Origin of the sequence: Pseudovibrio sp. WM33, assembly GCF_001623165.1 — a bacterium.
Lineage (GTDB): Bacteria > Pseudomonadota > Alphaproteobacteria > Rhizobiales > Stappiaceae > Pseudovibrio.
This window is the reverse complement of record NZ_LMCK01000039.1, coordinates 28,059-48,924: the sequence shown is the minus strand read 5'-3', so window position 1 is coordinate 48,924 and position 20,866 is coordinate 28,059. Positions and strand designations below refer to the sequence as shown.

Genomic DNA, 20,866 nt, shown 5'->3' with positions numbered 1-20,866 from the left:
GCCGCATGCAGAAATTATGCAGTACCGATTTTCTATCAAAACACCAATCACCAGATTGTTGCAAAGGAGCCACCAAATAAGCCAATAAACGAGCGGAGCTAATATTGAGCAACACAAAAGAAATGTGTATCCAGAGTTGTAAATCAAAAATGGAATACACCTTTGAAAAAGATATCTTCTGGCCTATTGGCTCTTTCGCTCGCGCTTATCATTACAGCATGCGCAAAAAAACCAGAGAGCATCGCTCCAGCTTACACCTCAACAAGCTTTTATGAAGGCAGATCATGTAAGGCTCTTCGAAGCGAGCTTCAGAACATTGACCGCGCGTACACCTCAGCTGCTGAGCAACAAAACAATGCCCGTACAAACGACATCGTCGGTGTAGTGTTGATTGGCCTTCCAGTTTCAAGCCTATCTGGCGACAATATAGCCCCACAGATTGCTTCTTTGAAAGGGCAGAGAGAAGCAATTCGCAGCACAATGATAAGCAAGAACTGTAAGGGTGCGGCGGATATCCAGCCAGTCACTTAACATTAAAGAAAGCGGCATCTGCTTGCCGCTTTCTCCAATAGAATCAGAGATCAACCCAAGTTCAGGTTTGCAATGCGAACTTGCATAACGCGGGCAGGGGTGTAGGTGTCGGCAATGACTTCAAACTCTGTCTCACCGCAATCAAGGAAGCCAAGTTTTTGGTAAAATTGCTTGGCTTCCTCGTTCCCTTCAAGCACATAGATTCCGGCGACTTTATCCTCGGGGAACTCGGAGACAGCTTGTTTCATCAGTGCCCGGCCCAACCCTTTGCGCTGAAAGTCGCAGGCCAGATAACACGCCCAGATAAAGACCACTTCGCCGCGAAGGGCACAGGCCAAAGACCCGACGATCTTCTGCTCGCTCTTGGCAAGGTATAGATACCCATATTCTCCAGGAACAACGCCGCCCAGATCTTCGCTTTCCAGCCTTGCAACCAATTGTTTGGTCAGCTCAGTGCCCAACTCATCCTCATGGGCCTGTGTCCAGGCCGACGCCAGAAAATCACGCAGCTCCTGTTTGTCGTCCTCCTGAAACAACGTGATCAGAGGCATTTGCGTTGTAGCTGATCCATGAGCCATGAGTTTTACATCCAATTCTAATTGCTAAGGGCAAACCACCCAACTCAGCGCTAGTTATCTGCAACAGAGGACCCGGAGGCGGCCAGACCAAACAACGTGCGGTGCAAGGCCAGCTTTCCATCAATTGCCCGGTCAACACAAGCGCGGAAATATCCAGCTGGTCGCGCGATGCTTTCCGGATCGCGCAGGGCTTTCTCAACCGTGGTGATCAAAACCGCAGAAGCCGTATAATCGCCAACCCGTTTTCTCGCATCAAACCAGCCTTTTTGAGAGAGGCCAATCAGCAAACGCATGTCGTCGGACGCGTCAATCAAACTGCTCCAGCTGGAAAGATCGAGCCCAATTGCAGCTTGAGTTTCTGCAGTTGCTGAACTGATCAACCCAAGGGAAACCTCAGACAGGAGAGGGGAGAACTGATCGCTTTCATGAGGATCAACATGTTCTGACCAGTTCAGACTTTCAGCTTTGCTCAGCTTTTGGCTTGTGGCACGAGTTTCGCTTTTTGGTTCCTTTTCAGGAGCCATTTCAAATCGGGTGTAACCTGATTTGTTTGTATTTATGGATGCGTCGTTAGACGCGTTCCGCTGTTGCTTACTTTTTTTCCAAGAGTCTTGAGAGGTTGTATTATTATATGGGGTGACATTATTGTCCTCTGCGCATGACATTTCTGAGTTTGTATCAAAAAAAACATCATGTTCAGCAACATGAGCATCACCCTTTTCTGTTGGTGTTTCGCTCATATCAAAGCGAGCTACTAAAAGCTCATGAAGCATGGTCAATGCCTCAGCGCGGTCAACAACACCCATTGGCTGGTCCATCAGCTCATCGAATGCGGATGCGATCTCTGAGACTTCCAGTTCCTCAAGGCTGGCAAGACGGAACAGGTCTGCCATAGCTCTTGAAAGCCGGCTTATTGTACGCTTGGCTTCCTTTTCCTGGGCAAGACGGGCTGCAAACTCAGCACCAATCTGCTTCAGTTCAGTCAGACGTTGACGTGCCGGAGAGAAATCCAGCCCATAGCCACGCTCAATCTGACGATCTTCACCCGCGCGGTAGATATAACGACGCCCCGTTGGGCTGTCTTTGTAAGCAAGAACACCAGCTTCCACCAGCCTGCGTAACGAGCGCACGACAGTACGAGAGGAGCGGCTGACATACTCAGCAAGTTTTTCATTGGAAATTGCGACAAGCGGACGGCGATCCTGCGACCAGTCCTCTGCAGCCGTCAGGCCAATCAGAATATCGAGAATATGATAAGTGGTCCCATCAATTCCCAAAGCAGGCGCGGCCTTCTTCAAAGCCATTGCGACCTCTGATTTTGTCGTCTTCACAATGTCATTGGCCATCGCCAGTTTTTGACTGGCAACCATTGCCGGCGTCAGTTTTCTGAACGACGCCACTGAACCAACAGATTGCATAGCTACACCGTTCACCTACTAAGTCTAGTAGGTGTTCTCATGGGTCAGGACGCAAAACATCCTCCCCAAACTGAGGATAAACGGGACAAACTGGCGATTAGCATGCAGAAAGACGCTTCAACACCTTGGTGAAGGGTTGATTCGTACCGCGTCTCGAAGTAATTTGAAGATGCAAAAAAGGGTTACATCGAGCGCTATCGTTTGTTTGTACCCAAGGAATTTCGGTCTTGTTGATTGCCGTCAGCAGGACCGTTTTTCTTTGGAAGAGACGTAACTAGACCGTCATGCATCCTCCTTCAGAATTTCTTCTTCAAACTCATCCATCAGATCCGGCAGGCGGCGCTTCAAAAACGCGGCAAGTTCAGGCTGCTTTTTCGCATCCACCTGAAAGCTCAGCGCATTCGGACCATCCTTCATCAGGATCTGCTTGTCGCCAATCCAGCTCTTAGCGGCTGTGGCGATAGAACCAGTTGTGATTGCTGCCGTTGTCTCGGCAGACTTGCAGGCAGACAGGATCGCGCTGAAGCGCTCGTCACTTGCAGAAAGCTCAAAGTCGGCACTGATCATCACGGCATCAACACGGGCCTTGAATGGATCAGGCAACTGGCCGTGATTGAAATGACCAGCAAGCTCTTCCCATCTTGGACGCCCGATCTTTGGCGCAGGGCCAATCTCGCGGACAAATTCTTCTGGCAGCGCATTCATCAGCTTGAGCAGCTTGGATACGGTGGTCGCGTCCTTACCAATCGCCTTGGAAATGACTGTCTGCGGGAATGTCTTTGCCAAACGTGAGGCAAACAACGCTGTTTCGATGAAAGACAGGTTCTTCCGCTCATGGTTTTCCTGACCCTGAGCTATCAGAAGGGCTTCATCGGAAAGCTCTTTTATGATGCCGCGAACCGAGATGCCAAGGTCTTTACAGGCACGCCAACGACGGTGACCAAAAGCGATCTGATAACGATCCGGCAGGTCCGGATGCGGGCGCACCAGAATAGGCACCTGCTGGCCGCTGGCAGAGATGGAGGCCTTGAGCTTCTCAAAATCCTCATCATTGGCCACGACCATACGGTCAGACACAAAGGATGGGTCAAGGTCTTCCGTGTTCAGCTCATGCGCGACACTGCCGTCCTCGATCATCTGGCGCAGCTTTTCGTTCTCCTTCTCCACGTTGGAGAAGGTGTTGCGCATAGACTTGATCGCCCCCGGAGAGACACGTTGCTTCGTTGTCGCCGTCATGGACGGGGCAGGGCCGGGCGATTTCGCCAACTCAGCCGGATCAACACCGCCAAACATGGCACGCATCTTCTTGGAACGATCAGTTGCCTTGTTCATGGACGACCCCATACCTGTTTGATCAGTTGGAACACTTCCGTATTGGCTGCATCGACCGATTCAAGAGCACGATTGAGGGTATCGCGGGTCATGTTTCCGCGCTCAACCTCGTAAAGGCTCTTCTTTTCCAGTCCCGCATTGGCAATCGCTGTGGTCTCCACAATGGACGCCGCCAACACATCCTCACCAAAAAGACCTCGCAGAAGCGCTGCAACGTTCACCTGCGGCACATCATGGGGTGTATGGCGTGTGAGCAGGTAACGCACGAAATCGTGGCTCAGGGTGCCGCCAGCCTCTTCAATCACCGCCAGCAGTTCTGAGGTCATGGAGAGGAACTGGTTCATAGATGACACGTCCAGCATCGCCGGATGCACGGTGATAACAATTCCGGTTGCTGCATAGAGCGCGCCAAGGGTGAGATACCCCAGCTGTGGCGGCGCATCGATAAGCACAACATCGTAATCATCTTCCACCTCCTTCAGGACGGTCGCCATGCGGCGGAAGAACATGCCATCGCCGCGCGAAAGCCCCTGAGCAATTGCCTGCGGGGTTTCGTGCTCATATTCCATCAGTTCCAGGTTACCGGGGACAAGATCGAGTCCGTCAAAGTAAGTTTTGCGGATAACATGGCTGAGTGGAACGCGCTCCTCGTCGTCATAACGGATCGCGGCATAAAGCGTCTGGTTCTCGTCAACATCGAACTCTGGCTGATAGCCGAACATGGCAGACAAGGAGGCCTGCGGATCAAGGTCGATTGCGAGCACACGCAGGCCCTGAAGCGCAAGATAGTGCGCTAAATGGACGGTTGTGGTGGTCTTTGCAGAGCCGCCTTTGAAGTTGGCGACGGCCAGAACCTGCATCTTTTCGCCATGACGGCGGCGGGGGTCCAGACGCAGCGCATCTGCAGGGCGTTTTTCAGCTAGATAACGACGTAATTCGTTGATCTGAGGAAGGGTATAAATGCGTCTGCCGTTATCCAACCTTTCGGGGATAACTGCTTCGCCGTTGAGTGAAAGCTGGCGCAAACTGGATTCGGCAACGCCGAGCAGGCCTGCAACCTCGCGCGAAGAGAACGTCTTCAGCTTCTTCATAGCTTCAGGCGGATACATCTTCTCCCTTAAGGATTGCAGTTGCCGTGACAACAAGTCAGAATGGCGTGCAATCTTCTCAGCAGAAGTTTCATCATGTTCAGCAGCGAGCAGCATATTGCCTCTTAACCTCTATGACGGTTTTGAAGTTCAGAGCGAAAATAATCCGTCACAGCGCATCCTTCTCCGTTTCAAAACCCGCGTCAATATCTTTATAGTTAACGAGTATTAACCAATATTAAGAGATCGTTAAGGTTCTTTCCGCTGTCCTTGTATTGTGAAACCGAATAATTACCAGATATTGCGTAAACCACCGATTTTACAGCAACATTTCCATAATAAGACAGAACAATCTTATTAAGAAACGGCACTTTCGCCAAGCCAACAAAAAAACTGGGACATGACGGTTTATGTGCAAAAATCGATGAAATACCGATTTGACAGTTCAAACCTTCCTCTCAACCGGCAGTGTACACGTGAATCAGTCATAGATTCGCACTGAGTCGTAAAGCCCCCAAGTACACGCAAAAACCTAAACCATTAGAGCTTTCCCAAGTTCCGCAAGGCTTTGGCGAGAACCTGTCTTGTATGGTCCGGCCCAACCGGTTTCGTCCTGTTTTGTCCTGATTTCCAGCTGATCTTGGGGGGCCTGTGGTTTCCGCTGTCAAACTTCATCTTTATCGTGTGTCCAGTTCAAGCAATGAAGTGGTCTTTTCCAAAGGTGCCCTTCAAAAAATCGGCGCCACAGCCGGTGAACATCTGTCCTTCAAAATAGGCGCCTGTCACCGATTTTCTGCCAAAACGGCAATCAACACAGAGCGCAGGTCAGCCCTTGGCCTGCCAGCAGATGTGTTTGACGAACTCGGCCTTGCGCTCATCGATGGCCTTCACGTAAAACGGGACGGGGACACCATCCACATCGGCCCAACCATTGGCATCATGGGTGCGGGCAAGTTTGATCCTGAGCGCCGCCACCAGCAGGATATGCTGACATACGCGCAAACCTGCGGCTACATCGCTTTTCTGTTTTCGCCTGAAGATTACAACTGGGCGACAAACACAATCACGGGGGAGACCATGCCCGGCCACCGCCAGCCCGGTCTGCCCCTGCCCACCGCCATTTACAACCGCATTCACACCCGCGACGAAGAGCACAAACTGCGTGTGGAAGCGGTGAAGAACCGGATGCGTGCTCTGGGCTCTCATATATACAATCCCGGCTTCTTTGATAAATGGGAGGTGCATGAGCACCTGATGTACGGGCAAAAGCTGCGCAAGTACCTGCCCGAAACCCACCGAGCACCGACACCACCGCTTTTAAAGAAGATTCTGGACCGCCATCACTCCGCTTATCTCAAACCCGTCGACGGGCGAGGGGGCAAACTGCTGATGCGCTTGTCCAGGCGCGATAAAGGCTACCGCTTGCAATGGTTGACCGATCTATCCTGCCCGCATGCGGATTTCATGCAGCTGGAAGACGCGTTTGAGTTTGCCTTCAGTCATACGTCACTGGACCAGTATCTGGTGCAGCAAAGTCTCGACTTTTCTTCGTTCGATGGACGGTCTGTCGATTGCCGCGTTCAGATGCAAAAGGACATCAGCGGCACATGGCGCTGCTTGATGATCGGACCAAGGGTCTGCGCACATGGCTGCATCTCCTCCCACTTCAGCCAGGGCGCGGATGTGATTGATCCGGATGATTATTTCACCAACGCGTTTGGCAAGAAGGCCGAGGCGGTGAAAGCGGCTGTCGAGGAGTGTGGTTTCTCCATTGCACATCGTATGGACGACTATCACACCTCTCCAATCGGGGAACTGGGACTGGATATCGGTGTCGATAAAACAGGTTGTCCGAAGCTTCTCGAGATCAACGCCAAGCCCGGACGCATGATCTTTCTCGATCCGCGCCACGCAGAAGCAAGAGTGACAACGCTGGAGGCCAGCATCGATTACGGCGCATTTCTTTCCGGCTTTGGCGACGAGCCTGAGTGACGAGCGGCAAAACATATAGATGTCAGGAAGGTCTTAGCGCTCCGGTTACTTTGATTGCTGTTTGGCCTGTCTGGCTCTCACGTATTGAGCAAAAACATACGGCATCTGTACTAAAACAACTCTTTGAGCATCTACGCGAGCAAGATCACGACGAGAGTTCAGTCGCATCTGGAGGTCACTGTGGCGCGGAAACTAAATGAATCCTCAGCAGTCATCGTCGGAGGCACATCCGGCATCGGATTTGCTTCTGCCAAAACACTCCTCCAATCCGGTCTTCAAAAACTCACCATATGCGGGCGCGATGTCACCAAGGGCCGCAATGCTCTAAGCAAACTTGCAGCAGAATTTCCCGGTGCCTATCTGCATTTTGTCCAATGCGACGCTTCAGACCCGGGCCGCACCGAAACCGCTATTACCCACGCAGAACTGGCCATGGGGCGAATCGATGTACTGGTCAGCACGGCTGGTGGAGAACTCATCCCCAAACCATTGCATGAAATAAAACTGCAAGAGCTCATGCCCACGGTCACCTCACTCATGAGCAGTATCCTGCACCCAATTCATGCGGTTTATCCGGTTATGACCAAGCAACGCTGCGGTTCAATTATTTGTTTAACCTCGGATGTTTCCATAATCCCGACCTTTGGCAGCACAGCCGTCGGGTCTGCAACAGCAGGCATCTCCATGTTCTGCCGTGCCCTAGCGGTAGAAGCCAAACAGCATTGCATCCGTGTCAATTGTGTCAGCCCAAGTGTTGTACGTGGAACCCCTCTTTATGATAAGCTTCAAAGAGATCCTTTTGCTGCAAGCCTCATCTCAAAAGTCGAGCAGAACGCTCATCTGGGCGTCATCAGACCCGACGAAGTAGCCGAAGCGATCAACTTCCTCGCCGGTCCGGGCTCTGCTAAAATAACAGGACAAATCATTAGCGTTTCCGGAGGAGGTACACCGATTTAGATTTTACAGGTCACCAGTCCTATGGAAAGTTTAGAACGCACTTTTTCCCTTTCTGAAATGAGCGAAACCCCCGATTTCATTCCCACCATTGCCCATCGCATCTGGCAGACCTGGTGGCGAGACGTAGGCGTTTTGCAAGACGAGATCGAAGTCAAAGTCCACGCAGCTCTTTGTCCTGAAGCTGTCCCCACCGCCTTTGTTGCCCACCGCGACGGAACATACCTTGGCAGCGCATTGCTGATTGAAAGCGACTTTGCCGCCCGTCCTCAACTGACACCATGGGTCGCAGCTGTGTGGACAGAGGAAGTTCATCGCCGCGAAGGCATTGGCACAGCCCTTGTTGCACGGATGGCCCAACTGGCGTTTGAAAACGGGTACTCTCGTGTGTATCTGTGCGCCTCAGACGACAACACGCCGTTCTATGAGAAAATGGGCTGGCGCGTGCTTGAGTATCACGTCAAACAGTTGAACGTGCTGGCGCTGGATAAACCTGCCTCGTCATAAGCTGGGTGGGCGTAACACCAAGGCGTTTTTTGAAGGTCGAGCTCATATGTGCGTGGGAGGAAAACCCGCAGGTATAAGCAACCTGGCTGAGTGTGCTGTATGGTGCGCCAAGAAGTTTGCGCGCCCGCGCCACGCGTCGCTCCACCACATAATCGTGGGGCGTTTTGCCAGTGGCACCTTTGAACGCACGATTGAAAAAGCCCGCTGACAGATCCACACATGCTGCCAGATCAGACATGGACATCTGCCGGGCAAGGTGATCTTCGACAAACTCTTCCACCCGTTTCAGCCGCGTGTCTGTCATAGACGCTGCGGATGGAGGATCTTCATAGGCGCCTGCCTGAACTTGCTCCACCACATCCAGCAGAGCATAGAGCTGAGCTTCTATCGCTAAGGTGTCCTGAGGTTTTGCTGCGAGAAGTGCCTTGCGAAGATGAAAAGCAGCTTTAATCGCATCAGGCGAGATGGCATGGTTGAAGCGCATCTGGTCTCCGCGATCTGGCAGGAGTTCAGCTGGTACCGTAAAGGTCAGATACTCGCCGCCGCGCTCGCTCTCCGAGGTGACATCGCATCCCTTCGGCACAAAGGCGAGGCTGTTGGGCCGGGTCCAGAAATCAACCCGACGATCGCTGTCAAAAGAATGCGCCCCGCGCTGGCTTTCAAACGCAAACCCGATTGAGGCCCGCGCCGCCGTGTAGGCAACAGCATAGGCACTGCTTGGCAACAACTGCAGCTTCCACTTGCTGATAATGTCCCGCGCTGAACTCATAGCCTCAGTTGCTTCAATAGGTTCATCTGATTTCCGACGCATTATCTATAAGCCGACTAACCCACGGCAAACAAGGGGACATTGGCCAAAGGCGTTTAGGTCAGTATTTTGAAAGCCATCATCGGCGTCAGGTTTTAAGCTCATGGCAAAGTGTTTTTAACTGCCAAAAGGAAATCGAATGCCGCTGTTTTCGCTAGAGGATCTGGAAGCTGCCCACACCACTGTTAAGCAGTTTGTCCCCGAAACCCCATGTTATGCATGGCCATTGCTGAAAGAACGTAGTGGTGTTGATGTTTTCGTGAAGCATGAAAACCATACACCAACAGGCTCGTTCAAGGCTCGTGGCGGGTTCACCTATGTGGATGCCTTGATGAAGTCTGCGCAAAAGCCCACCGGGCTGGTGACGGCGACGCGTGGCAATCATGGTCAGTCCGTTGCTCTTGGCGCGAGCCGAAATGGCGTTCCCTCTTATATTGTTGTGCCCGAAGGCAACTCACTGGAAAAGAACGCCGCCATGCGCGCGTTTGGAGCCAATGTGATCGTTGCCGGCAAGGATTTTGATGAAAGCCGCGTGGTTGCACAGCAATTGCAGGAAAAGCACGGCTATCACATGGTGCCTCCATTCCACGAGAACATCGTCAAAGGTGTCTCCACCTATGCGCTGGAGCTGTACCGTGCGGTTTCTGATCTGGATGTGGTCTATGTGCCAATTGGCATGGGCTCCGGTATTTGCAGCCTCATCACGGTTCGCGATCTGCTCGGCCTGAAAACCAAGATCATTGGCGTGACCGCTGAAAACGCAGCTGCCTTTGCACTGTCCTTTAAAGCTGGCAAGGCAATCCAGACAGATACAGCCAACACCTTCGCAGATGGGATGGCCTGCCGCGACCCGCAGGCACAGCCGCTGGAGATCATCCTGAAAGGCGCGGAAGATGTGGTCAGCGTGAGCGAGGCGCAGATTGCTGAAGCGATGGCGGCCTACTACAAAGACACCCACAATCTGGCAGAAGGGGCAGGGGCTGCACCACTAGCCGGCCTGATGGCGAACAAACACAATTTACAGAGCAAACGGGCAGGTGTGATCCTGACGGGTGGCAACATTGACCTGACCACCTTCCTGAGTGTGATGAACACCCACTTACAGGCAACTGGTGAACTTGCTCCAGCCTAACAAAAAGGCCGGAGAGACGTGTTTGCTCTCTCCGGCCTTTTGATGAATTAAGCCTGATCTTGCTGAGGCTTGAGCTCCGGCTCGTCCTCTTCAACTGGCGTGTCAAACGACAAGAACCGTTTGTTTGCCCAGGCAATACCAACCAGTGTTAGTCCAAGACCAATGAACGATGTTGCGCGGGCAAGACCATACAGACCCGACATGTCGATGAAGAACACTTTCAGGCAGGTGATGATGATGAACGCCAGTCCTGCCTGCCCAACCCGTTTACGTTGCTTCACTGAGGCAAAGGCGATTAGCCCAACTGAGAAGATCAGCATCGCGACGGTGTAGCTGTAGAGTTCCTCCAGAACCACACCAGGCGCTGTCAACACAGGCCCCTGCCAGAAGGCGCGGATTTCCAACCCGACAAACATAACCAGCAAGACGCCCGCCAGACCGCGTGTCACGTTTTGCAGGTAAGCCTCACGGGTCCAGAAGCGCTCAGTTGCCAACAGCAATGCCAGAGCAGGATACAGATAGGCAATTGAGAGGCTATCAATCGGGAAGTAGCCGAAGACATGGTCCCGAGCCAGTGGGTTGGCCAAAATCGCAACCAGACAGTTCAACACTGCAATGGCCCAGTACCAATGGAATAGCCCTCGTCTCAACTTGGCGAAGGAATTTGAGAAACTCATCCGCTTCAGTTGAACGGAAACCTGAATTGCCAGAACAAAGGCATAGGACCCATGCATCACATACATGGGCATGTCGCCCTGATCGCGGTAGAACACCTGAAGCAAGGCGCAGAAGAACAGGGACAGGGCTGCCCAGACAGTCGTTTCAAACACAACTGCTTCGCTCTCATCCCCGCGCTGCTGGCCGCGCCACCAGCCAAATGCGCTGAGCGCGAGCACTGGCAGGAACAGCAGCGAAATGTCTGCGTACCCCGCTTCGCCAAATCCGTCGATGTAACGTTGCGTGGTGAAGAAGACCATGCCACTTAGGTAAGCAAAGAATGCCTTTCGCGCTATGCTAAGCCCGAATAGATCTGAGATTTCAAGAACCGCAACAGCTCCGATCATGAGAACCATCGGAAGCGTGATCTCACCAAAGAAGTAGTAGGCAAATGGTAGGAATAGCAGGAAGGCAAGGGCAGCACTGCCCTCAGTTCCAAACTCAAACTTATGCGCTGACTTGCGGAGGTAGACCGCCACGCAAACTTGCAGAGCAAGCGCAAACAGATAGCCAAAGGCTCCGATAGCGCTCAGCAGCTCTGGCGCGTGCAGTGCCGTGTAGATAAAATAGATCCCCGCACCAAGCCCCGGCAAGGCGACGGCAGACCAGTTCCAGAACCACGCCCGCGTGGAGGTTTGGCCACGCAGCAAGCTGCCACCAGTCACCGCTGTGATCGTAACAGCCAAAGTGGCAAGATAGAACAGCTGATCGTCTGGCACAGATTGCCAGGCCAGCGCCTTCGGCATCCACATCATCAACGCAAAGCCTGCAAGCAGTGCTGGTCCAATCAGGTCAAGGCTTTCTGCTTTACTCAAAAAGAACACATGGGCGACCAGCAAACCGGCAAACATCAGCGTCATTGGCCGTGCCAGACCCATGTCTTCACCCGCAAAGAACAACCCGGTTAGCAGCACGAGACCTGTCACGGCGTAGCTTAGCAAAGCTGGATAGGTCTTCTTGTAGTCCCAAAACGCGTTGTCCAATGGCCAGCTGGTGATCGCTGATTTCGGGCGGACACCAAAGGCAGGCACCGTAATCGTCAGCGCAAGAATTGCGGCCAGCATGAGCGGTGTCAGTTGTTGCTCCGGCATCTGGATCTGCAACAGGAATACCCAGACGAAAACGGAAAGGACGCTGAGTGTGGAGAGCCAGATCCAGCGCTGCAAGCGTTCAACCGCAAAGCTTGTTGCCAGCACCATCGCAAAATAGAGATAAAGCAAGGCGGACGGTTCTGACCCGCCCACCAGCAGCGGGGAGTAATAGGCCCCAAGAATACCAATGATCGCGAGCACTGGGCCATAAAGAAGGCCACCGCCAATCGCGAGCCATGACACAAGCGCCAATCCGATGAAGGTGGTCGTTGGGCCAATCAACCCATAAAGCGAATAAGCGCCCACTGTGGCGCCAAACAGAGACGCAAGACCACCACTGGCCGCTGCAACCAGTGGGCCGAACGGATCAACATGCGCCTCTTTCTGCCGGAAGCGGAAGAACTCGGAGCCAGCAATCAGCAAGACACCAAAGGCCAACGCACAGCTGATGCGCATGGCTGGTGAGAGGACGCCGTTCTCAATTCCGTATTGAACAAAGAAGATACCGCCGAATGCAAGCGACAGGGCACCCAACCAAACAACCCAGTTTTTGCGGACGTTGTCGATAACGCTGCGGGCAACACCCGTAAACCACGCTTCAACCGGATCAGCCTTTGGCTGAGGTGGCGCAGATTGATGCGAGCCTGCCTTCCGCTCAGAATTTGAAGCGCCTTTCTTGGCATTTTTCTGAGCAAGCGTTTCACTGGCAGTTGATCTGTTCTGCTCTTCAGGCTTCGTTTCGTCATAGGCAGCAGCCCACTGATAAGCTAAAGCAGCGTGTTTTGCTGCCTCCCGTTTCCTGTCGCCGTTGAATTCTTCTTGGGAGGTCAGTCCGTCTGTAATAGGCGTTTCTGCTGGTTTGTTCTCTTCATTTTGCGCATCCACAGGTCTCATCCATGGCTTCTTCGCATAAGATGGCACAGTGGATTCACGAGGCGTCGCTGGCTTTTCGGCACCAGTTGGAGCTGTTCGAGCACTCCCCACATTTGGAGGCAGGCCCTGCAACTCAGCCATGCTCTTGTGCAGCTCTTTCATCTGCGCATTCAAAAACGTGAGTTTGAGCGCGATATCTGAGAGGCGGTTATAAAATGCGAATGCCACACCAAGAAAAAGGGCGACAGCAACAATAATTATGAGTTCCATGAAAACCTGAGGAAGTAAGACTTAAAGAAAAAGACTGCGGCAAACCTACACGCATTGACCGTTAAGAGCCACGACAATTTTTCCTGTGCCTGACCTGCAGCAGTCTCAGCTGGCCTCAGAAGCTTCAAACAAAAAACAGAGGACACCACCGCATCCTCTGCTTTCAAATTGTACTGTTGGGGGAACGGTACAATCAGACCCTAAAGGCCAAGCTGTTCTTTTAGGCCACCGATGAATGTTGCATCATCCAGTGCCTTACGGTTGTCGAGGAACTGGACGGCATCTGCCCCAGCACGATAGCGCAGGGTATCGGTGCCGTCCGTGACAGCAGTATAGATGACGTCTGCCACAACGCTTGGCTCGGATGGTTGCATGCCACCGTTCATGGCACCGAATAGCGCTTGCACAACACCCTGGTATTCCGTCATGCTCTCGTCATTGGTGAAGTCGAAAGAACGACCGGCGAAATCGGTGCTGATCATACCGGGCTCAACAATCTTCATCTTGATGCCAGCAGCCTCCAGTTCAAAATGAAGCGCCTCTGAAATGCCTTCAACCGCAAACTTTGTGCCGTGATACAGCGCGCCGAGCGGGAAGGTCATCTGGCCGCCGATGGACGAAATGTTCACAATCGTACCGGATTTGTTGGCGCGAAGGTGGGGCAGGACACCTTTTGTCACCGCAATCAGGCCGATGACGTTGGTTTCAAACTGGCGGCGTACTTTCTCCATGGAAAATGCTTCCAGCGGACCATATGCGCCATACCCGGCGTTGTTGAGCAGCACGTCAATTTTGCCAAAGCGCGCGATGCCCTCAGCAACAGCCGTTTCAATGGAAGCTTCATCCGTCACATCCAGACGGGTTACAAGAGTATTATCAAGCTGCGTCAACTCCTCTTCTCTTTCGGGCTGGCGCATGGTTGCAATCACGTTCCAGCCTTTGTCGTGAAAGGACTGTGCGGTGACCTTGCCAATGCCGGAGGACGCGCCTGTGATGAGAATAGTGTTGGACATGAGAAACTCCTGAAACCTTATGCGAGATATCTTTTTGGAACTCGCTTGTTCTTCTTCGTCTCTGTCAAACTAGGGATGCGGTTGGATCGGTTCAAAGCCATATCGCGCCAAATGACTCGCAAATGACGCCAAATTTAAATCTGTCAGGGTGCAGAACGTGAATGGACGGGAAACAGGGCAAAGCATGAGGCCGGAACCACCAAGATCGGTACAACTGCTGAGGGCTGTTCGACCAATTACCAGCGGGCTGCGTTAACGGGTCGCAACTCCATTCCTGCTATTACAGGCTACAAAAAGCCACAGAGAAGTGGGTATTCTGGCTCAGCTGATTGGCAATGTCCTGAGGGACAAAAGAACAGACGAGATTTCTGCCACTGCCGCTGCCAGTATTTTGGAGCCGATTATGCAGAGTGGACTGGAACACAGCACAACAACGCGTGAGCTTCCTGTCTCCCAGCAACCGGAGGTCGACTATGTGCGCGTCCGCTTTGCCGGAGACTCGGGCGACGGCATTCAAATGACGGGCACACGTCTGGCTGAGAGCGCCGCCAGATTTGGCAATGACATTGCAACATTCCCGGATTTTCCAGCGGACATTCGCGCACCAAGCGGCACGATCTATGGTGTCTCAGCCTATTCCCTCAATATCGGCCACACAGAAGTGGACACGTTTGGTGATGAAACTGACGCACTTGTGGCGCTGAACCCGGCAGCCCTGCGCAAATATCTGGAAGGCGTGAAGCAGAACGGTCTGCTGATCATCGACATAGATGCGTTTACCGAGCGTGCGATCACCAAAGCGGGTTTTTCTGCCAATCCGCTGGAAGATGGTTCGCTCTCCAGCTTTCGCGTGCTGCCCTTGGAGATCACCAGCAACACAGAAAAAGCGCTGAAGGAAACAGGCCTTTCTGCAAAGGATGCCCGGCGCAGTAAGAACATGTGGACCCTTGGCCTCGTGCTTTGGCTATTCGAGCGCTCCACCGCAGATGTTGGGCAATGGATCGAGCAGAAGTTCCACAAAAAACCGGATGTAGCCAAAGCCAACATCATGGCGTTGCAGGCAGGCCACCTTTACGGGGAAGTCAGAGATCTGCCGCCGGATGTTTCCCGCTACCGCATTCAACCAGCCCCATTGATGGAAGGCGAGTACCGCTCCATCAATGGCAACGAGGGCATGGCCTATGGCCTTTATGCTGGCGCCACCCTTGCTGATCTGGAACTGTTTTACGGCTCCTACCCAATCACGCCAGCCTCTCCGTTGCTGCACACAGTGGCAAAGTTGAAGGAGCTAGGTGCGATTTCGTTTCAGGCGGAAGATGAAATTGCCGCCATCTGCGCTGCCATCGGAGCATCCTATGCCGGACATCTGGGCGTCACGGGCTCTTCCGGTCCCGGCATTGCGTTGAAGACGGAAGCCATCGGCCTTGCCATCATGACAGAGCTACCTCTGGTGATTGTCAACGTCCAGCGCGGCGGTCCTTCCACTGGCCTGCCAACTAAGACGGAGCAGTCCGATCTGTTTCAGGCCATCTGGGGCCGCAATGGGGATGCACCGCTGCCTGTCATCGCACCAGCCCATCCGGGTGAATGCTTTGACATGGGCGTGGAAGCAGCCAAGCTGGCCACAAAGCACATGACACCACTCATGGTGCTTACTGATGGCTACATTGCCAATGCCAGTGCCCCATGGAAACTACCGGACTTCAGTGATCCAGCCTATGCTCCATTCCCGGTCAAGAAAGCCACAGATCCAGAGGGTTTCCTGCCCTATGATCACGATCCCGACACCATGGCCCGTCCATGGGCTGTCCCGGGCACTGCTGACCTGATGCACCGCATTGGCGGGCTGGAGAAGCAGGCGGGCAGTGGCAACATCTCGTATGATGGTGAGAACCACCAGCTTATGACCCAGATCCGCGCCCAAAAGCTGGAGGCGATCGCGAAAAGCATTCCGCCGCAGCATGTGGAATCCGGAGAGGCCACCAGCAAACTGGCTTTGCTTGGCTGGGGCTCCAGTTGGGGACCAATCCGCGTGGCGGCCCGCCGTGCGGAGCTGGAAGGCAAGTCCGTTTCCCACATTCACCTGCGCCACCTCTGGCCTTTACCGCCTAATCTGGAGGAGCTGCTCTCGGGGTTTGATCGGGTAATCATTCCAGAAATGAACAACGGCCAATTAGCAACAGTGCTGCGCAGCCAGATGGATGTTCCGGTTGAGAGCGTTTCCTGCGTGAAGGGACGTCCATTCCTCGTCCGTGAGATCGCCAAAATCATTGAGGACGCGCTGGGAGCTTCATCATGACTGACCTGAAACCAAAAGATTTCGCCAGTTCTCTAGATGTTCGCTGGTGCCCGGGCTGCGGTGATTACGCTGTTTTGAAAAGCCTGCACAAAATGCTGGCAGACACAGGCGCAAAGCTGGAAGACACCCTGTGCGTTTCCGGCATCGGTTGCTCCTCCCGCTTGCCATATTACATGGCAACCTATGGCTTCCACACGATCCATGGCCGTGCACCTGCCATTGCGTCGGGTGCAAAGCTTGCTAATCCTGAGCTGGATGTGTGGGTGTTCACGGGTGATGGTGACGGCCTGTCCATCGGCGGCAACCATCTGCTCCACGCTCTGCGCCGAAATCTCGATATGCAGATCGTGCTGTTTAACAACCAGATTTACGGCCTGACAAAAGGCCAGTACTCGCCAACCTCGCAAAAGGGCATGCGCACGCCGAGTTCTCCGGGCGGTACAGTGGAAATGCCGCTCAACCCGGCTCGCTTTGCCATTGGCGCAGGCTCCAAGTTCATCGCCCGCAGCAGTGACACACAGGCCAAAGTGCTTGGCCCCATTTTACAAGAGGCACGCGACTTTGACGGCACCGCCTTCGTAGAAGTGCTGCAAAATTGTGTAATCTTTAATGACGGAGTGTTTGACCACCTCAAGGACAAGAAGCAAGGGCCGGACCACACCATCGTCGTGGAACATGGTCAGCCCATGGTGTTCGGCGTCAACAAAGACAAAGGCATCCGCGTAAAACCCGGCGGCTTTGGACTGGATATCGTTTCATTGGATGAGGACGGCGTGACCGAAGCTGACCTGTTGGTCCATGACGAAACCAACCACGCACTTGCAGTTGCATTAGCTGAGCTGGGAGAAAAAGATGGCGAACCAACCGTCCTCGGCATCCTGTTTCGCGAACAAGCCACCGAATTCGGTGCCGCAAGCCGCATCGGCCTGCCAGAAAAGCCCCTGAGTATGACCGAAAAACTCATTCACCTCTCCGCAACCCTGCGTGCAGCAGAAACGTGGGATGTGGGGGAGGACGCAGCTTAACTCCAATCATTGCTCACTCACCAGAACCTAACAGGCCTTGCTTCGGGTTATGGTGAGCCGGTTTATCTTAAAACGATCATTCCAAACCCCATCATCCTCTGATCAGCCCTTGAAGCTTATGCCTTGCGAAGTCCCAAGAAATTAAGGAGTATGGTCTCACTGTCATCATTGGGGGGAGTTACTATGGAGAAAGTTACGGGAATTGGCGGGGTCTTCTTCAGGGCCAAAGATCCTGCAGCTGTCGCTCAGTGGTACGAGCAACACCTGGGTATTAGTCTAACACCATCAAATATGGAGATGACGCCTTGGGTGTCTGAAGAGGGCGTTACTGTGTTTGAGCCGTTTGCGCAGGACACGGACTACTTTCCGGCAGACCGCAGCTTCATGTTCAACTTCCGCGTGGCGGATCTGAACAAGATGCTCAACCAGCTTCGCAAGGCTGATATCGAGATTTCTCAGGAGCACATCATGGAAGGCATTGGCCGCTTCGCCAGAATTCATGACCCGGAAGGCAATCCCGTCGAACTCTGGGAACCTGCTGCCTGAATCATCCTTCTTATTTGGAGAGCACCCAAAAGTGTGGGGCAGTTGCGATAACGCAGTCTGATCTGGTTGCCGAAGTGTAAAGTGTCTGCCACATTCGCGCATGCTCGAACTTTCGCCATCCTGTTCAGCCATCCAGCTCAAGGTGCGTCTGCTTGGTATCAGTCCAATGATTTGGCGGCGTTTGCTCGTGCCGAGCGACATAAGCTTGCGCGAACTGCACGGTGTGTTGCAGGTGGCCATGGGGTGGGAGGGAATCCATCTGTTTATGTTTGACAAGGGCGCGGTTCATTATGGCTCCCTGGAACTCGGCGTACTGCCAGCCAATCCCACGCTACAATCGCTCAGACTGCGGGAGAATGAGAGGTTTCATTATTTCTATGATTTAAATGTGAACTGGCATCATGAGATCCGCGTCGAACGCATTGTTGCGCCAGATGATGGCAAGTCTCTACCATCCTGCATTGGCGGTGCAAATAATTGTCCTCCGGAAGATTGTGGAGGAGTTGAAGGCTATCTTATCCGGCGCGATGAGGCACAAGGTTACGACGCCTTTATGGATATGGGAACGATTACCGAATTCCTTCAGGGCATTCTTAACGATTGCGACAAGTTGAAGCTTCCGGATAAAAATCGCCTGGAAGAATTAGAGCTGGTTATGGACCGCATGAACGCCCGCGAGCCTTATCTGTCAGGCAAATTCTCGCGCCGGTCAATCAATCAGGCGTTTCGCGATGATAACCATAAGCGATTGATACACCAGCAAATTATGTGAGATTGCGCCGGTCCCCGGACAGGAGATCAGCAGCAAAAGCGCCAACGACTTCGCCATGGGTCACGGCTATTGATCTAATCAGTGCCTGCCCCTGTGGCTGTGTGACCTGGTCGAATTTGCGCTTAAGCATTGCAAGGCTGGTTTCGGCATAGATCCGGGTGGAAGACAGATCTTCGTGCCCCAGGAACTTCTGCACATCGGTAATGTCCATGCCAAGGGCGAGCAGCCGGGTAGCCATAGTATGACGTAGAAGATGCGGGTAAAGACGCTTGGTGATGCCAGCGTTTTTCGCTACCTCCCGAACGATCTGGCCAATGCGCTGACGGGTGTAAACAGGTGCACTGCCATCCTGCCGGCTCTGACGGCTGACAAACAACGGGCCAGCCTTTCGTTTTCCAATATGAAGCGCCAAAAGCTGGGCCAGTTCCGAACGGATGGGGACTTCGCGACGTTTGCCGCCTTTGCCATGGGTAACGGTAACAAGCCGTTCCGCCAGAGAGATATCCTCCACACGAAGGGCAGTAAATTCAGAGGCTCTGGTACCGCTTTCCAGAAGCACCTGCATCATCAAACCGGTTTGACCGCCGCTAGCATATGCCTGGTCAATAAAGCGAAGCTCCTCTTCCAGGGTCAGGCGAGCCGGTGAGCCGCGCTTTTCTTTAGGCGCATGTAATCCAGCCTTGGTGCGGGCCAGTTTAAAGACTGCCTTGGTTTGGGTGTAATCCAGCCCCTCGCGCGTCAGGACTTCGGCGATTTGGCTGGCAGAACGCTCAATGTATCCCGTCACGTGTTTTCCTTGTCATATTCGGAAAGTAAGCTACCTTGCCAAAGCGTCTTCACTCCTGCAGAATCCTAGCAGAAATCAAGGTAATCGGGAACTGGGTTTTCCTCTCTGTAAAAAGTGGAAAACTGAGCGGAAATGGGGGAAGCATGGATATCAAAATCAGCGTGAAGATCGTCGCCCCGGATGGTGTGCTCTCTGAAACCGAAGTGCTAACACTGAAAAAGCCTTTTGATCGTCAGGAAACAATCGGCCTTTCCATATTAGAAGGCAAGGATCTGTTGCATGGCGTGCAGGAACAGATCGTTCTGGCTCAATGCGAAGCTCATAGCAGCCAGCATTCCATTTGCAGGCAGTGTGGGTCTCAGTTGCGAAGCAAAGGCACGTTCCCAATCCGTTATCGCACCGTCTTCGGCGACATCAACTTGAAAAGCCCACGTTTTTATTATTGTCAATGCGCTCAAAGTAATGCCAGAACCTTCAGCCCGCTCAAATTATTGTTGCCGGACCATATAGCTCCAGAGCTGACTTATCTGGAAACCAAATGGGCTTCGCTGGTCTCCTTTGGCGTTACCGTTGATCTGCTTAAAGAAGTGCTGCCTATAAACACCAGTCTTTGTGCAGAAAGCGTGCGTAATCACTTGCATAAGAGCGCCAGGCGGCTGGAAGCAGAACTGGGCGAAGAACAACTGTTCTTCGTTGAGACCAGCCAATCTGCTCGTGCGGCCCTGCCAGTTCCTGAAGGGCCGATCACTGTTGGCATCGATGGCGGTTATGTTCGTTGTCGAGATAACGGCCATAGCCATTTTGAGGTGGTGGTGGGCAAGTCTATTCCTCAAGATCGTCCAGACCGCTACCTTGGTCTGGTGCAGACCCATGACGCCAAACCACGCCGACGCCTGCATGAACTCCTCAAAGATCAGGGCTGTCAGGAAAACCAGTGTGTGACCTTCATGACGGACGGCGGCGATAGTGTCCGCGACTTGGCGTGGCACATGGCACCAGCCTCAGAACACATTCTTGACTGGTTCCATATCACCATGCGCCTCACTGTCATGGGCCAGTATGTCAAAGGTCTCAGCCACTTGAACCCGGAACACGGTGAACAGATCAACCGTCTGCTACGCCAGATCAAGGGT

General features: G+C 53.2%; 18 protein-coding genes. 10 read left to right on the top strand and 8 right to left on the bottom strand.

Annotated elements, in window-relative coordinates:
• The first annotated feature begins 162 nt into the window (after positions 1-162).
• Positions 163-531, top strand: a complete 369-nt coding sequence (locus PsWM33_RS08025; RefSeq protein ID WP_206598989.1) for a hypothetical protein — start codon at positions 163-165, stop codon at positions 529-531.
• Positions 532-581: 50 nt separating this feature from the next.
• Here the strand turns inward: PsWM33_RS08025 and PsWM33_RS08020 are convergent, their stop codons facing one another.
• The 4 genes from PsWM33_RS08020 to repA all read right to left on the bottom strand — a co-directional run bounded on the left by PsWM33_RS08020 (position 582) and on the right by repA (position 5,064).
• Complete coding sequence (locus tag PsWM33_RS08020; RefSeq protein WP_063299832.1) at positions 582-1,109, bottom strand: GNAT family N-acetyltransferase; 528 nt, start codon at positions 1,107-1,109, stop codon at positions 582-584.
• A 50-nt stretch (positions 1,110-1,159) separates the two neighbouring features.
• On the bottom strand, positions 1,160-2,527 hold the full coding sequence (gene repC / locus PsWM33_RS08015) for a plasmid replication protein RepC (protein WP_063299831.1): 1,368 nt from the start codon (positions 2,525-2,527) through the stop codon (positions 1,160-1,162).
• Between the two features lie 282 nt (positions 2,528-2,809).
• Positions 2,810-3,859: a plasmid partitioning protein RepB gene (gene repB, locus PsWM33_RS08010; protein WP_063293478.1), complete on the bottom strand. Its 1,050-nt coding sequence runs from the start codon at positions 3,857-3,859 to the stop codon at positions 2,810-2,812.
• Positions 3,856-5,064, bottom strand: coding sequence for a plasmid partitioning protein RepA (repA, locus tag PsWM33_RS08005; protein WP_057462928.1), 1,209 nt, complete (start codon positions 5,062-5,064; stop codon positions 3,856-3,858). Before repA ends, repB begins: the two co-directional genes overlap by 4 nt.
• A 534-nt stretch (positions 5,065-5,598) precedes the next feature.
• On the opposite strand from repA, the gene PsWM33_RS08000 reads away from it, so the two are divergent.
• From PsWM33_RS08000 to PsWM33_RS07990, 3 genes are all read left to right on the top strand, one after another.
• On the top strand, positions 5,599-6,939 hold the full coding sequence (locus tag PsWM33_RS08000; RefSeq protein ID WP_063299830.1) for a YheC/YheD family endospore coat-associated protein: 1,341 nt from the start codon (positions 5,599-5,601) through the stop codon (positions 6,937-6,939).
• A 180-nt stretch (positions 6,940-7,119) separates the two neighbouring features.
• Positions 7,120-7,896 (top strand): SDR family NAD(P)-dependent oxidoreductase, encoded by a 777-nt coding sequence (locus tag PsWM33_RS07995; protein ID WP_063299829.1) that lies wholly within the window; start codon positions 7,120-7,122, stop codon positions 7,894-7,896.
• A 21-nt stretch (positions 7,897-7,917) separates the two neighbouring features.
• Positions 7,918-8,400: a GNAT family N-acetyltransferase gene (locus PsWM33_RS07990; protein WP_063299828.1), complete on the top strand. Its 483-nt coding sequence runs from the start codon at positions 7,918-7,920 to the stop codon at positions 8,398-8,400.
• On the opposite strand, the gene PsWM33_RS07985 is transcribed toward PsWM33_RS07990, so the two are convergent.
• The gene (locus PsWM33_RS07985) at positions 8,354-9,211 is read right to left on the bottom strand and encodes a helix-turn-helix domain-containing protein (protein ID WP_208981799.1); all 858 of its coding nucleotides are present in this window, start codon (positions 9,209-9,211) and stop codon (positions 8,354-8,356) included. The two genes, PsWM33_RS07990 and PsWM33_RS07985, sit on opposite strands and share 47 nt — an antisense overlap.
• A gap of 136 nt (positions 9,212-9,347) precedes the next feature.
• Here PsWM33_RS07985 and PsWM33_RS07980 point away from each other — a divergent pair, with 136 nt between their 5' ends.
• On the top strand, positions 9,348-10,340 hold the full coding sequence (locus PsWM33_RS07980) for a threonine dehydratase (RefSeq protein WP_082826927.1): 993 nt from the start codon (positions 9,348-9,350) through the stop codon (positions 10,338-10,340).
• A gap of 47 nt (positions 10,341-10,387) precedes the next feature.
• On the opposite strand, the gene PsWM33_RS07975 is transcribed toward PsWM33_RS07980, so the two are convergent.
• Both PsWM33_RS07975 and PsWM33_RS07970 read right to left on the bottom strand, forming a co-directional pair.
• Positions 10,388-13,291: a DUF2339 domain-containing protein gene (locus PsWM33_RS07975; RefSeq protein WP_063299826.1), complete on the bottom strand. Its 2,904-nt coding sequence runs from the start codon at positions 13,289-13,291 to the stop codon at positions 10,388-10,390.
• 200 nt (positions 13,292-13,491) lie between these two features.
• Positions 13,492-14,304 carry an SDR family oxidoreductase gene (locus PsWM33_RS07970; protein ID WP_063299825.1) on the bottom strand — a complete coding sequence of 271 codons (813 nt, stop codon included), beginning with the start codon at positions 14,302-14,304 and terminating at the stop codon, positions 13,492-13,494.
• Between the two features lie 403 nt (positions 14,305-14,707).
• On the opposite strand from PsWM33_RS07970, the gene PsWM33_RS07965 reads away from it, so the two are divergent.
• The 4 genes from PsWM33_RS07965 to PsWM33_RS27950 all read left to right on the top strand — a co-directional run bounded on the left by PsWM33_RS07965 (position 14,708) and on the right by PsWM33_RS27950 (position 18,946).
• Entirely contained in the window at positions 14,708-16,603 is a 1,896-nt protein-coding gene (locus tag PsWM33_RS07965; RefSeq protein WP_063299932.1) for a 2-oxoacid:acceptor oxidoreductase subunit alpha, read from the top strand.
• Positions 16,600-17,628, top strand: coding sequence for a 2-oxoacid:ferredoxin oxidoreductase subunit beta (locus PsWM33_RS07960; RefSeq protein ID WP_063299824.1), 1,029 nt, complete (start codon positions 16,600-16,602; stop codon positions 17,626-17,628). Before PsWM33_RS07965 ends, PsWM33_RS07960 begins: the two co-directional genes overlap by 4 nt.
• A gap of 183 nt (positions 17,629-17,811) precedes the next feature.
• Positions 17,812-18,174, top strand: coding sequence for a VOC family protein (locus PsWM33_RS07955; protein ID WP_063299823.1), 363 nt, complete (start codon positions 17,812-17,814; stop codon positions 18,172-18,174).
• Between the two features lie 100 nt (positions 18,175-18,274).
• Complete coding sequence (locus PsWM33_RS27950; RefSeq protein ID WP_063299822.1) at positions 18,275-18,946, top strand: plasmid pRiA4b ORF-3 family protein; 672 nt, start codon at positions 18,275-18,277, stop codon at positions 18,944-18,946.
• Here PsWM33_RS27950 and PsWM33_RS07945 read toward each other — a convergent pair.
• Positions 18,939-19,733: a tyrosine-type recombinase/integrase gene (locus tag PsWM33_RS07945; protein WP_063299821.1), complete on the bottom strand. Its 795-nt coding sequence runs from the start codon at positions 19,731-19,733 to the stop codon at positions 18,939-18,941. The two genes, PsWM33_RS27950 and PsWM33_RS07945, sit on opposite strands and share 8 nt — an antisense overlap.
• Before the next feature lie 143 nt (positions 19,734-19,876).
• Here PsWM33_RS07945 and PsWM33_RS07940 point away from each other — a divergent pair.
• On the top strand, positions 19,877-20,866 hold a 990-nt coding region (locus PsWM33_RS07940), incomplete at its 3' end, for an ISKra4 family transposase (protein WP_193778378.1).

Excerpts from the sequence above, each read along its gene's own strand:
- PsWM33_RS08020 (WP_063299832.1), bottom strand. The coding sequence starts at position 1,109 with ATGGCTCATGGATCAGCTACAACGCAAATGCCTCTGATCACGTTGTTT.
- repC (WP_063299831.1), bottom strand. The coding sequence starts at position 2,527 with ATGCAATCTGTTGGTTCAGTGGCGTCGTTCAGAAAACTGACGCCGGCA.
- repB (WP_063293478.1), bottom strand. The coding sequence starts at position 3,859 with ATGAACAAGGCAACTGATCGTTCCAAGAAGATGCGTGCCATGTTTGGC.
- repA (WP_057462928.1), bottom strand. The coding sequence starts at position 5,064 with ATGCTGCTCGCTGCTGAACATGATGAAACTTCTGCTGAGAAGATTGCA.
- PsWM33_RS07990 (WP_063299828.1), top strand. The coding sequence starts at position 7,918 with ATGGAAAGTTTAGAACGCACTTTTTCCCTTTCTGAAATGAGCGAAACC.
- PsWM33_RS07985 (WP_208981799.1), bottom strand. The coding sequence starts at position 9,211 with ATGCGTCGGAAATCAGATGAACCTATTGAAGCAACTGAGGCTATGAGT.
- PsWM33_RS07980 (WP_082826927.1), top strand. The coding sequence starts at position 9,348 with ATGCCGCTGTTTTCGCTAGAGGATCTGGAAGCTGCCCACACCACTGTT.
- PsWM33_RS07975 (WP_063299826.1), bottom strand. The coding sequence starts at position 13,291 with ATGGAACTCATAATTATTGTTGCTGTCGCCCTTTTTCTTGGTGTGGCA.
- PsWM33_RS07970 (WP_063299825.1), bottom strand. The coding sequence starts at position 14,304 with ATGTCCAACACTATTCTCATCACAGGCGCGTCCTCCGGCATTGGCAAG.
- PsWM33_RS07965 (WP_063299932.1), top strand. The coding sequence starts at position 14,708 with ATGCAGAGTGGACTGGAACACAGCACAACAACGCGTGAGCTTCCTGTC.
- PsWM33_RS07960 (WP_063299824.1), top strand. The coding sequence starts at position 16,600 with ATGACTGACCTGAAACCAAAAGATTTCGCCAGTTCTCTAGATGTTCGC.
- PsWM33_RS07955 (WP_063299823.1), top strand. The coding sequence starts at position 17,812 with ATGGAGAAAGTTACGGGAATTGGCGGGGTCTTCTTCAGGGCCAAAGAT.
- PsWM33_RS27950 (WP_063299822.1), top strand. The coding sequence starts at position 18,275 with ATGCTCGAACTTTCGCCATCCTGTTCAGCCATCCAGCTCAAGGTGCGT.